The organism is Pseudomonas furukawaii (assembly GCF_002355475.1).
Taxonomy (GTDB): domain Bacteria; phylum Pseudomonadota; class Gammaproteobacteria; order Pseudomonadales; family Pseudomonadaceae; genus Metapseudomonas; species Metapseudomonas furukawaii.
The window spans coordinates 5,689,081-5,703,887 of sequence record NZ_AP014862.1; the positions used below are offsets into that span (position 1 = coordinate 5,689,081).

Annotated in this window: 8 protein-coding genes; 5 read left to right on the top strand and 3 right to left on the bottom strand. The window is 66.3% G+C overall.

The features are described 5' to 3' along the window. Positions 1–62 precede the first annotated feature (62 nt). The gene (locus KF707C_RS26425; protein ID WP_003453149.1) at positions 63–986 is read right to left on the bottom strand and encodes a branched-chain amino acid transaminase; all 924 of its coding nucleotides are present in this window, start codon (positions 984–986) and stop codon (positions 63–65) included. 42 nt (positions 987–1,028) lie between these two features. Further along, positions 1,029–3,962, bottom strand: coding sequence for a bifunctional [glutamate--ammonia ligase]-adenylyl-L-tyrosine phosphorylase/[glutamate--ammonia-ligase] adenylyltransferase (gene glnE, locus KF707C_RS26430; protein WP_003453150.1), 2,934 nt, complete (start codon positions 3,960–3,962; stop codon positions 1,029–1,031). Between the two features lie 282 nt (positions 3,963–4,244). On the opposite strand from glnE, the gene aceE reads away from it, so the two are divergent. From aceE to KF707C_RS26455, 5 genes are all read left to right on the top strand, one after another. Next, positions 4,245–6,890: a pyruvate dehydrogenase (acetyl-transferring), homodimeric type gene (aceE, locus tag KF707C_RS26435; RefSeq protein ID WP_003453152.1), complete on the top strand. Its 2,646-nt coding sequence runs from the start codon at positions 4,245–4,247 to the stop codon at positions 6,888–6,890. A gap of 11 nt (positions 6,891–6,901) precedes the next feature. After that, complete coding sequence (gene aceF / locus KF707C_RS26440; protein ID WP_003453153.1) at positions 6,902–8,887, top strand: dihydrolipoyllysine-residue acetyltransferase; 1,986 nt, start codon at positions 6,902–6,904, stop codon at positions 8,885–8,887. A gap of 249 nt (positions 8,888–9,136) precedes the next feature. Beyond that, positions 9,137–11,842: a sensor domain-containing protein gene (locus KF707C_RS26445; protein ID WP_003453156.1), complete on the top strand. Its 2,706-nt coding sequence runs from the start codon at positions 9,137–9,139 to the stop codon at positions 11,840–11,842. A gap of 35 nt (positions 11,843–11,877) precedes the next feature. Further along, positions 11,878–12,525: a peptide-methionine (S)-S-oxide reductase MsrA gene (gene msrA, locus KF707C_RS26450; protein WP_003453157.1), complete on the top strand. Its 648-nt coding sequence runs from the start codon at positions 11,878–11,880 to the stop codon at positions 12,523–12,525. Between the two features lie 67 nt (positions 12,526–12,592). After that, positions 12,593–13,837 carry an HD-GYP domain-containing protein gene (locus tag KF707C_RS26455; RefSeq protein ID WP_003453158.1) on the top strand — a complete coding sequence of 415 codons (1,245 nt, stop codon included), beginning with the start codon at positions 12,593–12,595 and terminating at the stop codon, positions 13,835–13,837. On the opposite strand, the gene KF707C_RS26460 is transcribed toward KF707C_RS26455, so the two are convergent. Further along, entirely contained in the window at positions 13,838–14,674 is an 837-nt protein-coding gene (locus tag KF707C_RS26460; protein ID WP_003453160.1) for a 23S rRNA (adenine(2030)-N(6))-methyltransferase RlmJ, read from the bottom strand. It abuts the gene before it with no gap. Positions 14,675–14,807 lie beyond the last annotated feature (133 nt).

The window sequence follows — 14,807 nt, forward strand, 5'->3', positions numbered from 1 at the left end:
GCAAGCTCCAAGCGGTGACGACCACTTGTGGCTTGCGGCCTGCGAAATGCGGCTCAGTCGGATTACTTGACCAGGGTGCGCCACTCGGCGTGGGCCGAGGTCTTGCCGGTCACCAGGTCGAAGTAGGCTTTCTGCAGCTTCTCGGTCACCGGACCACGACGACCGGCGCCGATCTGGCGGCCGTCGACTTCGCGAATCGGGGTGACTTCTGCGGCGGTGCCGGTGAAGAAGGCCTCGTCGGCGATGTACACCTCGTCGCGGGTGATGCGCTTCTCCACCACCTTGATGCCCAGCTCACCGGCCAGGGTCAGGATGGTGCTGCGGGTGATACCGTTCAGGCAGGAGGTCACTTCCGGGGTGTACACCACGCCGTCCTTGACCAGGAAGATGTTCTCGCCCGAACCCTCGGCGACGTAGCCTTCAGGGTCCAGCAGCATGGCCTCGTCGGCGCCGCCGGAGATGGCTTCCTGCAGGGCCAGCATCGAGTTGATGTAGTTGCCGTTGGCCTTGGCGCGGGTCATGGAGATGTTGACGTGGTGGCGGGTGTAGGAGCTGGTACGCACCTTGATACCGGTTTCCAGCGCCTCTTCGCCCATGTAGGCGCCCCAGTGCCAGGCCGCCACTATCACATGCACCTTCAGGCCGGAGGCACGCAAGCCCATGCCTTCGCTGCCGAAGAACACCATGGGGCGCAGGTAGGCGCTTTCCAGGCCGTTCTCACGCACGGCGGCGCGCTGGGCCTCGTTGATCTCCTCCTTGGTGAAGGGGATCTGCATGTTGAAGATGTGGGCGGAGTCGAACAGGCGGTCGGTGTGGGCCTGCAGGCGGAAGATGGCGGTGCCGTCCGGGGTGTTGTAGGCGCGCACACCTTCGAACACGCCCATGCCGTAGTGCAGGGTGTGGGTCAGGACGTGGGTGGTCGCCTCGCGCCACGGCACCAGTTCGCCGTCATACCAGATCACGCCATCACGATCGGCCATCGACATATTGCCAACTCCTCAAGAATTCGATTGGTTCAGCGGTCCGGGTCACTTCAGACCCAGCTCACGCCAGATACGCATCACGCCTTGGCGCTCCGCATGGAACTGGTCACCAGCCACCACCCCGGGCTGCTTCTGCAGGGCCTGGCGATGCGCCGCCGAGCGATAGGCCTTGTAGGCTTCCTGCAGCAGGTGGACGTCCTCGCCGGACAGCAGGTTCGCCTGCTCCAGGCTATCCAGAATGCGGATGTTATCGGTGTAACGCACCAGTTCGGGGTGCTGTCGCGACCAGGCCAGGGCCGCATATTGCACCATAAATTCGATATCGACGATACCGCCGGCATCCTGCTTCAGATCGAAGGGTGCCGCGGCCTCGAAGGCATTCGCTCCGGTTCCGGCAGCGGTTTCCCGGGTACCGAGGTTCTCGCGCATCTTGGCCCGCATCTCGCTGACCTCCAGGCGCAATCCCTCCAGGTCGCGTTCGCGGCCCAGCACGGCCAGGCGTACCTGCTCGAAAGCGGTCGCCACCCCAGGGGAGCCCACCAGCACCCGGGCGCGCACCAGGGCCTGGTGCTCCCAGGTCCAGGCCTCGTTCTCCTGATAACGCTGGAACGCTCCCAGGGAACTGACCAGAAGACCTGCGGCACCGGAAGGGCGCAGGCGCATGTCCACCTCATACAACGCACCGGAGGTGGTCTGTGTCGTCAGCAGGTGGATGATCCGCTGCCCCAGCCGCGTGAAGAACTGGGCGCCGTCGATGGGCTTGGCACCGTCGGTTTCGGCCTGGGGGTCGCCATCATGGATGAACACCAGGTCGAGGTCGGAGCCGTGGCCGAACTCCAACCCGCCCACCTTGCCGTAACCGACGATGATGAAGTCCGGATCGCAGAGGCTGCCATCGGCACGCTTCGGCGTCCCATGCCGGGCCACGGTCTGGCGCCAGGCCAGGGCCAGCACCTGGTCGAGAATCGCCTCGGCCAACCAGGTCAGGTAGTCGCTCACCTTCATCAGCGGCAGAGTCCCGGCGATCTCCGAGGCCGCCACCCGCAGGCTGTGGGCCAGCTTGAAGTGACGCAACGCCTCCATCTGCTGCTCCAGGTCGTCCTCGGGAATCCGGGTCAGTCGCTCACGCAGCTCGGCGGCCAGCTCCGGCGCCAGCGGCGGCCGGTAGAGACGCCCCTCATTGAGCAGCTCATCCAGCAGCAGTGGGAAACGGGTGATCTGCTCGGCGATCCAGGGGCTGGCGGCGCAGAGCTCGATCAGGCGCTGCAGCGCGCCGGGGTTCTCGGTCAGCAGCACCAGATAGGCCGAGCGACGCGCCACCTTCTCCACCATGGGCAGCACCCGCTCCAGCACCAGATCGGGATTGCCATGCTCAACGGTAAGATTCAGCAAACGAGGGATGAAGGCATCCAGCCGCTCACGCCCCAACCGCTGCATGGCGCGGACCTGGGGGCCGTTGCGCAGGTCGGTCAGGCGACGCCAGGCCGCAGCCGGGTCGACGAAGCCCGCCTCGCCCAGCTGTCGGCAGGCGCTGTCCTCGTCCAGGGCTTCTTCCCAGAGGGGCAGCCACTCGCCGCCGATGCAGCTGTCGCCGCTACCGCCCTCCTCCTCGTCCGGGTCGGCGATCACCTGCTGGAAATGCCACTCCACCCGACCACGCCAGTACATGAGCCGCTCATGGAAACCCGCCCAGTTGTCGAATCCCATGATGAAGGCGACGCGCGCGCGATCCAGGTCGTTGTCCGGCAGCATCTGGGTCTGGCGATCGGCGATCGCCTGCAAGGCGTGCTCGGTGTAGCGCAGGAACTCGTAGCCTTCCTTCATCTCCGCCACCACCGGCGGCGGCAGGTAGCCCTGCCCCTCCAGGGTACCGAGGACACCCAGCAGCGGCCGCTGCTGCAGGCTGAGGTCGCGACCGCCATGAATCAGCTGGAAGGCCTGGGCGATGAACTCCACCTCGCGAATGCCGCCGGAGCCCAGCTTGACGTTCTCGGTCATGCCCTTGCGGCGCACTTCCTGCTGGATCAGCTGCTTCATGGCACGAAGCGCTTCGATGGCGGAGAAGTCCAGGTAACGGCGATAGACGAAGGGACGCAGCATCTGCAGCAACTGGGCGCCCGCCGCCTGATCGCCACCCACCACGCGGGCCTTGATCATGGCGTAGCGCTCCCAGTCACGCCCCTGGTCCTGGTAGTACTGCTCCAGGGCGTTGAAGCTGAAGACCAGCGGGCCCGACGAGCCGTAGGGACGCAGACGCATGTCCACACGGAAGACGAAGCCGTCCACGGTGATGGCATCCAGGGCCTTGATCAGCCGCTGCCCCAGGCGAGTGAAGAATTCCTGGTTGTCCAGGGAACGCTTGGTGCCTTCGGTTTCGCCGCCTTCCGGGTAGCCGAAGATCAGGTCGATGTCCGAGGACAGGTTCAGCTCATGGGCGCCGAGCTTGCCCATGCCCAGCACTACGAGATGCTGCGGCTCGCCGGAGCGGCGACCGACCGGCGTGCCGAACTGGGCGCAATGACGCTCGTAGAGCCAGCGGTAGGCCAGGTCGATGCAGGCATCGGCGAGATCGGAAAGGTCGCGGCAGGTTTCCGCAAGATCGGCCTGACGGGTCAGGTCGCGCCAGATGATGCGCAACTGCTGCCGGTTGCGGTACCGACGCAGGCGCCGGCCGAGATCGTCCTCGTCCGCGCAGTCGGCCAGGAGTTCCGCCACCTGCCCCCGCAACTCGCCCGGCGCCAGGGAGCGCTCCAGTTCACCGGAGGCGGCCAGCGCCAGCAGCATGGCCGGGTCCCGCTGGGCCTGCTCGGACACGAAGTCACTGGCGGCGGCGACCCGGGCGAAGGCCTGCTGCCGCTCGTCGGACCAATGGGCGAGCTCGGGAGCCTGGTCGGCAAGGGCGGTGCGGAAGGCGGAAAGCGCGCGTTCGGCGCTGGGCTGGAGGTTGGCCGGCAAGGCGGCCAGCGGCGGCAGGCTCATGGTCTATCCTTTCTGGGCCGCGGGCCGAGGCTGGGTTCCGTAGCTGGCATGGCGGCGATAAAACCGCTCTAACTCGGGGCTTGCAGCCGACTGCGCCGCGCAGTCTGTAGTTTTACTACGAAAGATTGTATCCAGAGGGCTGAAACCTTCGTCGATTTGTAGTAAAACTACACGAGCCCGGTTCTACCCCCGGTAACAAGAATTTTCGCCGCGACCGCCCCACAAGGCCGGCCGTGACCACTGGCATCCGATTCTGGAAGCCTTTCCGCCCTGGAGCAAGCCATGCAAGACCTCGATCCCGTCGAAACCCAGGAATGGCTGGATTCCCTGGAGTCCGTACTCGACAAAGAAGGTGAAGACCGCGCGCATTACCTGCTGACCCGCATGGGTGAGCTGGCCACCCGCAGCGGCACCAAGCTGCCCTACTCCACCACCACGCCGTACCGCAACACCATCCCGGTTTCCCACGAGGCACGCATGCCGGGCGACCTGTTCATGGAGCGCCGTATCCGCTCCCTGGTGCGCTGGAACGCCCTGGCCATGGTGATGCGCACCAACCTCGAAGACCCGGACCTGGGCGGCCACATCTCCAGCTTCGCGTCCTCGGCCACCCTGTACGACATCGGCTTCAACTACTTCTTCCAGGCTCCCACCGAGGAGCACGGCGGCGACCTGATCTTCTACCAGGGCCACGCCAGCCCCGGCATCTACGCCCGCGCCTTCATGGAAGGCCGCCTGAGCGAGGACCAGATGCTGAACTTCCGTCGCGAAGTCGACGGCAAGGGCCTGTCGTCCTATCCGCACCCCTGGCTGATGCCGGACTTCTGGCAGTTCCCCACCGTATCCATGGGCCTCGGCCCGATCCAGGCCATCTACCAGGCCCGCTTCATGAAGTACCTGGAAGCCCGTGGCTTCATCCCGGCCGGCAAGCAGAAGGTCTGGTGCTTCATGGGTGACGGCGAGTGCGACGAGCCCGAATCCCTCGGCGCCATCTCCCTGGCCGGCCGCGAGAAGCTGGACAACCTGATCTTCGTCATCAACTGCAACCTGCAGCGCCTCGACGGCCCGGTTCGCGGCAACGGCAAGATCATCCAGGAACTGGAAGGCGTCTTCCGTGGCGCCCAGTGGAACGTCAACAAGGTCGTCTGGGGCCGCTTCTGGGATCCGCTGTTCGCCAAGGACAAGGACGGTTCCCTGCAGCGTCGCATGGACGAAGTGGTGGACGGCGAATACCAGAACTACAAGGCGAAGGACGGTGCCTACGTCCGCGAGAACTTCTTCAACACGCCCGAACTGCAGGAAATGGTCAAGGACCTTTCCGATGACGAGATCTGGCGTCTCAACCGTGGCGGCCACGACCCCTACAAGGTCTACGCGGCCTACCACCAGGCCGTGAACCACAGCGGCCAGCCCACCGTCATCCTGGCCAAGACCATCAAGGGCTACGGCACCGGCGCTGGCGAAGCGCAGAACACCGCCCACAACACCAAGAAGGTGGATGTGGACAGCCTGCGCCAGTTCCGCGACCGCTTCGACATCCCGGTTCGCGACGAAGAACTGGAGAAGCTGCCCTTCGTGCGTCCCGAGCCGGGCAGCGCGGAGCACAAGTACCTGCACGAGCGCCGCGCCGCCCTGGGTGGCTACGTGCCCCAGCGTCGCGTGAACAGCTTCAGCATCCCGACCCCGCCGCTGGATACCCTCAAGGCCATCCTCGACGGCTCCGGCGATCGCGAGATCTCCACCACCATGGCCTTCGTGCGCGTCCTGGCGCAGCTGGTCAAGGACAAGGAACTGGGTCAGCGCATCGTCCCGATCATCCCGGACGAAGCCCGTACCTTCGGCATGGAAGGCATGTTCCGCCAGTTGGGCATCTACTCCTCCGTCGGCCAGCTCTACGAGCCCGTCGATAAGGACCAGGTGATGTTCTACAAGGAGGACAAGAAGGGCCAGATCCTCGAAGAGGGCATCAACGAAGCGGGCGCCATGTCCTCCTTCATCGCGGCCGGTACCTCCTACAGCAACCACAACCAGCCCATGCTGCCGTTCTACATCTTCTACTCGATGTTCGGCTTCCAGCGCATCGGCGACCTGGCCTGGGCGGCCGGCGACAGCCGCGCCCGTGGCTTCCTCATCGGCGGCACCTCCGGCCGCACCACGCTGAACGGCGAAGGCCTGCAGCACGAGGACGGCCACAGCCACATCATGGCGGCCACCATCCCCAACTGCCGCACCTACGACCCCACCTACGGCTACGAGCTGGCGGTGATCGTGCGTGAAGGCATCCGCCAGATGACCGAAGAGCAGCAGAACGTCTTCTACTACATCACCGTAATGAACGAAGCCTACCAGCAGCCGGCCATTCCGGAAGGCGTCGAGGAAGGCATCATCAAGGGCATGTACCTCCTGGAGGAGGACAAGAAGGAAGCCGCGCACCACGTGCAGCTGCTCGGTTCCGGCACCATCCTGCGGGAAGTCCGCGAAGCCGCGAAGATCCTCCGCGAGCAGTACAACGTCGCAGCCGATGTCTGGAGCGTCACCAGCTTCAACGAACTGCGTCGTGACGGCCTGGCCGTGGAGCGTCGCAACCGCCTGCACCCGGAACAGAAGCCGCAGCAGACCTACGTCGAGCAGTGCCTGACCGGCCGCAAGGGCCCGGTCGTGGCCTCCACCGACTACATGAAGCTGTTCGCCGACCAGATCCGCCAGTGGGTACCGAGCAAGGAATACAAGGTCCTCGGCACCGACGGCTTCGGCCGCAGCGACACCCGCAAGAAACTGCGCCACTTCTTCGAAGTGGATCGCTACTGGGTCGTGCTGGCCGCCCTCGAGGCCCTGGCCGACCGTGGCGAGATCGAGCCGAAAGTGGTGGCCGAGGCCATCGCCAAGTTCGGCATCGATCCTGAAAAACGCAACCCGCTGGACTGCTAAGGAGCGAAACGATGAGTGAATTGATTCGCGTACCCGATATCGGCAGCGGCGAAGGTGAAGTGATCGAGCTGTTCGTCAAGGTCGGCGATCGCATCGAGGCCGACCAGAGCCTGCTGACCCTGGAGTCCGACAAGGCCTCCATGGAAATCCCCGCGCCCAAGGCCGGGGTGATCAAGAGCCTCAAGGTCAAGCTGGGCGACCGCCTGAAGGAAGGCGACGAACTGCTGGAGCTGGAAGTCGAAGGCGCCGCCGCAGCTCCCGCTCCGGCTACCGCCCCCGCCGCCAAGGCCGAAGAAAAGCCCGCTGCCGCGCCGGCTCCCGTTGCGGCCCCCGTGGCCGCAGGCTCCAGCGTGCAGGACGTCTTCGTGCCGGATATCGGCACCGACGGCAAGGTCAAGGTCATCGAGGTACTGGTCAAGGCCGGCGACAGCGTCGAAGCCGACCAGTCGCTGATCACCCTGGAGTCCGACAAGGCCTCCATGGAGATCCCCTGCCCCGCCGCCGGCGTGGTGGAGAGCGTCGTCGTCAAGCTGGACGATGAAGTCGGCACCGGCGACCTGATCATCAAGCTCAAGGTAGCGGGCGCCGCTCCGGCCGCTCCGGCGCCGGCCCAGGCGACCGCCCCCGTGGCCGCCCCGGCTCCTTCCGCCGCCCCGGCAGCGGCACCGGCCACCGGCTCCTCGGTGCAGGACGTCCAGATTCCGGATATCGGCACCGACGGCAAGGTCAAGGTCATCGAAGTGCTGGTGAAGGTCGGTGACTCGGTCTCCGCCGAGCAATCCCTGATCACCCTGGAGTCCGACAAGGCCTCCATGGAAATCCCCTCCCCCGCCGCCGGCGTGGTGGAGAGCATCCTGGTCAAGCTGGACGATGAAGTCAGCACGGGAGACCTGATCCTCAAGCTCAAGGTGGCTGGTGCTGCCCCGGCTGCCCCGGCCGCCGCGCCCGCCCCCCAGCAGCCGCTGCACCGCGTGCCGGAAGGTGCGCACCCGGTCGCCGCTGCCGAAGTGTCGGCCATCGCCTCCCTGTCCGCAGCCGCCGCCAACACCACCGGCGTACCGGCACGCTCCAGCGGCGCCAAGGTCCATGCCGGCCCTGCGGTTCGCCAGCTGGCCCGCGAGTTCGGCGTGGAACTGGACGCCGTCCCCGCCACCGGCCCCCACGGCCGGGTGCTGAAGGAAGACGTCCAGGCCTACGTGAAGGCCATGATGCAGAAGGCCAAGGAAGCACCGGCGGCCGCTGCGGCAGCCACCGGTGGCGCGGGCATCCCGCCGATTCCGGCCGTGGACTTCAGCAAGTTCGGTGAAATCGAGGAAGTGGCGATGACCCGCCTGATGCAGGTCGGCGCCGCCAACCTGCACCGCAGCTGGCTCAACGTGCCCCACGTGACCCAGTTCGACTCCGCCGACATCACCGAGCTGGAAGCCTTCCGCGTCGCCCAGAAGGCCGTGGCCGAGAAAGCCGGCGTCAAGCTGACCGTGCTACCGCTGCTGCTCAAGGCCTGCGCCTACCTGCTCAAGGAACTGCCGGACTTCAACAGCTCCCTGGCCCCCAGCGGCAAGGCGCTGATCCGCAAGAAGTACGTGCACATCGGCTTCGCCGTGGACACCCCGGACGGCCTGCTGGTCCCGGTCATCCGCAACGTCGACCAGAAGAGCCTGCTGCAACTGGCTGCGGAAGCCGCCGCCCTGGCCGAGAAAGCGCGCACCAAGAAGCTCTCGGCAGACGACATGCAAGGCGCCTGCTTCACCATCTCCAGCCTCGGCCACATTGGCGGCACCGGCTTCACGCCGATCGTCAACGCGCCCGAGGTGGCGATCCTCGGCGTATCCAAGGCCACCATGCAGCCGGTGTGGGACGGCAAGGCCTTCCAGCCGCGCCTGATGCTGCCTCTGTCGCTGTCCTACGATCACCGCGTGATCAATGGCGCAGCCGCCGCGCGCTTCACCAAGCGACTGGGTGACGTGCTGGCGGATATCCGCACCATGCTGCTGTAACTGCTATTCGCGAGCACGCCACGCTCGTACCTCAACCCCGCCCCCCTGAGGCGGGGTTTTTTTTGCCTGCCATCCACCGCGCACGGCGCTCGTGTCCGCTCGCCCAGCGCCCGCAGCCGGCCATCCGCCCGGCATCGAATCGCCCTGCGCGGCGCGCTTGCCAGTGCCATCATCATGATGCACCCTTGCCCGATGCCTTGAAGTAGGCCGGCCTCTCAGCTGGTCAGAGATCTGGAAGCCCAGCACCCGATGAAGAGCCATCCCGATGCCGCCAGCCGTACGGTGGCCGAGATAGTGACGCAGTTGCCTGTCCCCTCGCGGCTGGGCCTCCTGCGTTTCGAGCGGCTCAACGAGGCCAGCTGGACGATGCTCTTCCTCGACCCATCCTGCGAGCATCGATTCGGCCTGCCGGCCAGCGAGCTCTGTGCCTTGCTCGACGCCCCCTACGCCAGCCTGATGGAGCCGGAGAGCCGCTACCGGCTGCACGACGAGGTGCAACGGCAGCTTGCCGAGCAGAAGCACTACAGCATCGAGTACACCCTGCACACGCCCAGGGGCGCCCTGCGCCTGATGGAGATGGGCGAAGCCTTCCAGCAGCACGGGCGCCACCTCCTGCGGGGCTACCTGATGGCCCAGGGGAACGCGGAAGCGCCCCCGGACAGGCGCAAGCATCAGGAGCTGGAAGCTCAGAACCACCAACTGCGAGACTCCCTGGAACGCTACCAGCGCACCCAGGAGGACCACCTGCAGCACCTGATCCGCTCCCGCGCCCAGCAAAGCCTGATCGTGCGTCTGGCACGGCACCGCTACAGCTCCAGCAACCCCGCCGAAGAAGCCGCGCAGCTCATCACGCGCGCCGCCTGCGAAGCCTACGACGTGGACCGCGCCGGTATCTGGCTGCTGGAGGGTAACGAACTGGCGGCCGTCAGCCTCTATCGCCGCGACCAGGCCCACCACGAGTACCCGCGCGCCATCGACATGAGCCTCTTTCCCCGCTATCTGGAAGCCCTCCACAGCGGCCGTGCCATCGATGCCCACGACGCTCGCAACGACCCGCGCACCAGCGAGCTAGCCAGCAACTACCTCAAGCCGGAGGGCATCACCGCCATGCTGGACGCCAGCATCCGCATCGGCGGCGAGGTGGTGGGTGTGCTCTGCCTGGAACACATCGGGGCGCCCCGGGTCTGGCACAGCGACGAGATCGCCTTCGCGGGGGAGCTGGCCGACCAGTTCGCCCAGGTCCTGGTGAACCAGCAGCGGCGCCATGCCGCCAGCGCCCTGCACCTGTTCCAGCGTGCCGTGGAGCAGAGCGCCAGCGCCTTCCTGCTGGTGGACCGTGACGGCCTGGTGGAGTACGTCAACCCGAGCTTCACCGCCATCACCCAATACAGCGCCGACGAAGTCCACGGCCGCCGCCTGTCCGACCTGCCGGCCCTGGAGAATCTCAGCGAGCTGCTCTTCGACACCGGCTCCGGCCTGGCCGCCTGCAACAGCTGGCAGGGCGAGTTCCGCAGTCGCCGCAAGAACCTCGAGCCCTACTGGGGCCAGCTGTCGATCTCCAAGGTGTTCGGCGAGGACGGCGAGCTGACCCACTACATCGGCATCTACGAGGACGTCACCCAGAGCAAGCTGGCCCAGCAACGCATCGAGAAGCTGGCCTACACCGACAACCTCACGGGGCTCGGCAACCGCCCCTATTTCATCCGCACCCTCGAGGAGCGCTTCCAGCACGACCACGAGACGCCCTTGTGCCTGCTGCTGGTGGACATCGACAACTTCAAGCGGATCAACGACAGCCTCGGCCACCAGACCGGCGACAAGCTGCTGGTGAGCCTGGCCCGTCGACTGCGCAACAGCCTCGCGTCCAATGGCGTCCTGGCGCGCTTCGCCAGCAACGAGTTCGCGGTGCTGCTGGACGGTGCCGACCTGGAGAGCGGCCAGCGCATCGCCGCCCAGGTGCTGCAGACCCTGGACAAGCCGCTGTTCGTCGACAACCAGCTGATCAGCGTCACCGGCTCCCTCGGGCTGGCTTGCGCGCCCCAGCACGGCCGCGACCCGCAGACCCTGATGAAGCACGCCGGCCTCGCCTTGCACAAGGCCAAGGCCAACGGCAAGCATCAGTTGCAGCTGTTCACCGAGGCCCTCAACGCCGAAGCCAGCTACAAGCTGTTCGTCGAGAACAACCTGCGCCGGGCCCTCGCACAGAACGAGCTGGAAGTCTTCTACCAGCCCAAGCTCTGCCTGCGCACGGGCCAACTGCTGGGCATGGAGGCGCTGCTGCGCTGGAACCATCCGGAGAAGGGCATGATCAGCCCGGAGCAGTTCATCAGCGTGGCGGAAGAGACCGGCATGATCATCCCCATCGGCAAATGGGTGATCCGCGAAGCCTGCCGCATGAGCCGGCACCTGTCCTCCGCCGGGCTCGGCAACCTGCAGGTGGCCATCAACCTGTCGCCCAAACAGTTCAGCGACCCGGACCTGGTGGGCTCCATCGCCGCCATTCTCCACGAGGAGCAACTGCCCCCCGCGCAGCTGGAACTGGAGCTCACCGAAGGCCTGCTACTGGAGGCCACCGAAGATACCCGGCACCAGCTCAATCGCCTGAAAAGCCTGGGCCTGACCCTGGCCATGGATGATTTCGGCACCGGCTATTCGTCCCTGAGCTACCTGAAGAAGTTTCCCATCGATGTCATCAAGATCGACCGCAGCTTCATCAAGGACATCCCCGACAGCCAGGACGACAAGGAAATCACCTCCGCGGTCATCGCCATGGCCCACAAGCTCAAGCTCAAGGTGGTGGCCGAAGGCATCGAAACCGCCGCCCAGTTGGGCTTCCTCCGGCGCCAGCACTGCGATGTCGGCCAGGGCTACCTGTTCGACAAGCCCATCGCCGGCAAGCACCTGCTTGAAAACCTCGGCCGCTACCCTTCCCGCAAAGGTGCCTTGGCGCGGTAACATCGATCTCCGCCGTTCACGACAGGAGAAGACCGATGGTCCTGCGTTCGCAAATCCTCGCCCACAAGCTGGAACTGCCCACAGCCGCCCAGGCACTGCCCGGCCGCGATGCGCCGATGCCGGTGCCTGACGCTCATTACGTCAACGGCCACCCGCTTCAGGGCCCCTTCCCCGCCGGCTTCGAAGTCGCGCAGTTCGGCCTGGGTTGTTTCTGGGGTGCCGAGCGCCGCTTCTGGCAGCAACCCGGCGTGTGGACCACCGCGGCGGGCTACGCCGGCGGCGCCACCCCCAACCCCACCTATGACGAGGTCTGCTCCGGCCTGACCGGTCACACCGAAGTGGTGCTGGTGGTGTTCGACCCCCGGGAAACCAGCTACGAAGCACTGCTCAAGGTGTTCTGGGAGGCCCACAACCCCACCCAGGGCATGCGCCAGGGCAACGATGTCGGCACCCAGTACCGCTCGGCCATCTACTGCTACAGCCCGGCCCAACTGGCCGCCGCCGAAGCCAGCCGCGAGCGCTTCCAGGCCGAACTGGAACGGTCCGGCTTCGGCGGCATCACCACCGAGATCCGGGAGGCGCCGGCCTTCTACTACGCCGAGGCCTATCACCAGCAGTACCTGGCCAAGAACCCGGGCGGTTACTGCGGACTGGGGGGAACCGGGGTCTGCCTGCCCGCCTGAAGGCAGGGCAGGCGGGGCGCCCCCTGACGGGTTAGACTCACATGGCCAATCGCCACTGAACCCGGACATGTCGCCCCAAGCCCAGTACATCCGTCCCGAACAGCTCTGCATCGGCCTCTACATCCAGCTGGAGCTGGGCTGGTGGGAGCACGACTTCGCCTTCAGCAACTTCAGGATCAAGGACGAGGGGCAGATCCGCGCGTTGCGCAGCCTGGGTCTCAAGCGCCTGCGCTACGACCCGAGCCGCAGCGACTGCGAGCCCCTGCCCCTGGACATTCCGGACAGCCCGGCCCCGCCTCCCCCACAGGAAGATCCCGAGGCCCGCGCCCGGGAATCCCGCGCGCAGAAGCTCCGCAAACTGCGCCAGCGGGTCGCCGAAGTGGACCGCCGCTTCGTGCAGGCCAGCCAGCGGGTCAAGGCCCTCAACCAGACCCTGCGCAGCCGGCCGGAAGAAGCCATCCAGCAGGCCGGCGCCATCGTGGTGGACCTGGTGGACACCTTGCTCGGGGAGCCGGGCGTGGTGCTCCACAGCATCACCGGCAAGGCCGCCGAGGATGCCTATTTCCATGCCCTCAACGTCACGGTGCTGGCCCTGCTGCTGGGGCGCCAGCTGGGCCTGGACGCCGAGGCCTGCCACAGCCTCGGGCTGGGCGCGCTGCTCCACGACATCGGCAAGATGGAGGTCCCCAGCAAGGTGCTGCTCAAGCCCGGGCCCCTGACCCGGCCCGAGCAGCAGCTCCTGCAGCTGCACACCGAATTCGGACTGCGCATGGGCCAGCGCCTGATGCTGGATGACGAGGTGCTGCGGATCATCCACGAGCACCATGAACACTGCGACGGCACGGGGTACCCGCGCGGCCTGCGGGAAGCGGGCATCGGACGCCTGAGCAAGCTGGCGGCCATCGCCAACCAGTTCGACAACCTCTGCAACCCGCCGGACCCACGCAACGCCCTGAGCCCCCATGAAGCCCTCGCCCTGATGTTCAAGCAGCAGCGCTCACGCTTCGACGAAGTGGCGTTGAAGGCCTTCATCCGTGCCATGGGGGTCTATCCGCCGGGCAGCCTGGTGCAACTGGATGACGAACGCTACGCGCTGGTCCTGGGCATGAACCCGACGCTGCCCTTGCGGCCGACGGTGGTCCTGCATGACCCGGGCATCCCCAAGCAGGAAGCCTTGATCCTCGACCTGGAGCAGGAACCGGGCCTGGCCATCGCCCGGAGCCTGCGGCCGTCGCAGTTGCCGATCGAGGTGCTGGAATACCTCAACCCGCGCCAGCAGCTGACCTACTACGTGGAGCCGGGGCGCGGCTGATCACTCGGCGATCAGCCAGTCCAGCTGCCAGCCACCCTGGCTCTGCGCCAGGTGCTCCGCCAGCCAGGGCAGGGTCTGGCGCAATTCGTCCTCGATCCCCCACGGCGGATTGGCAATGGCCAGGCCCGAACCGTTCAGGCCCAAGGCGTTGTCCGCGGCATTGACCCGGAGTTCGGCCCGCAGCAGCTTGGGCGCGCCGCTGGATTCCAGGCCCTGGTAGAAGCGCTTGAGCTGACGCTGGTCCTTGATCGGGTACCAGATCGCCACCACCGTCTGGCGCATGCGGCCGATGGCCTCTTTCAACGCCATGACGCATCGCTCCAGGTCATCGCCCTGCTCGAAAGGCGGATCGATCAGCATCAACGCACGCTTTTCCGGCACCGGCAGCAAGGCCCGGGGCAGGTGCCAGCCCTCGCCCAGATTGACGTGGACCCGGCGGTCGCCGGCCATGTTCTCTTTCAGCAGGACGCCATCCTCCGGGTGCTTCTCGTTCAGGCGCAGACGGTCCTGGGGCCGGGTCAACCGACGAGCGACCTCGGGCGAGCCGGGGTAGTAGCGCAGCGCGCCACCGGGATTGAGCGCGCGAACCACCCCCAGGTAATCCTCCAGGGGCGCCGGCAGGTCGGACAGGTTCCAGAGACGGCCGATTCCTTCACGCCATTCGTCGGTGCGGCTGGCCTGGTCGCCCAGGAGGTCGTAGAGACCGATGCCGGCGTGGGTGTCCAGGTAGGCGAAGGGCGCCTCCTTGCGCGACAGCAGCGCGATCAGGCGGGCCAGGGTGAAATGTTTGAGCACGTCGGCATGGTTGCCGGCGTGGAAGGCATGGCGGTAGTTCATCGGGGAGTCCTCGCAAGGCGCGCAGTTTAACAGTCGGCGGCTCACCACGGCTGCACCCTCTTTATCACGCATATGGATGTTGCTAGGCGCCCTTCATTCACCGACCTAGACTGGGTCGATCCCACCGGAGAGC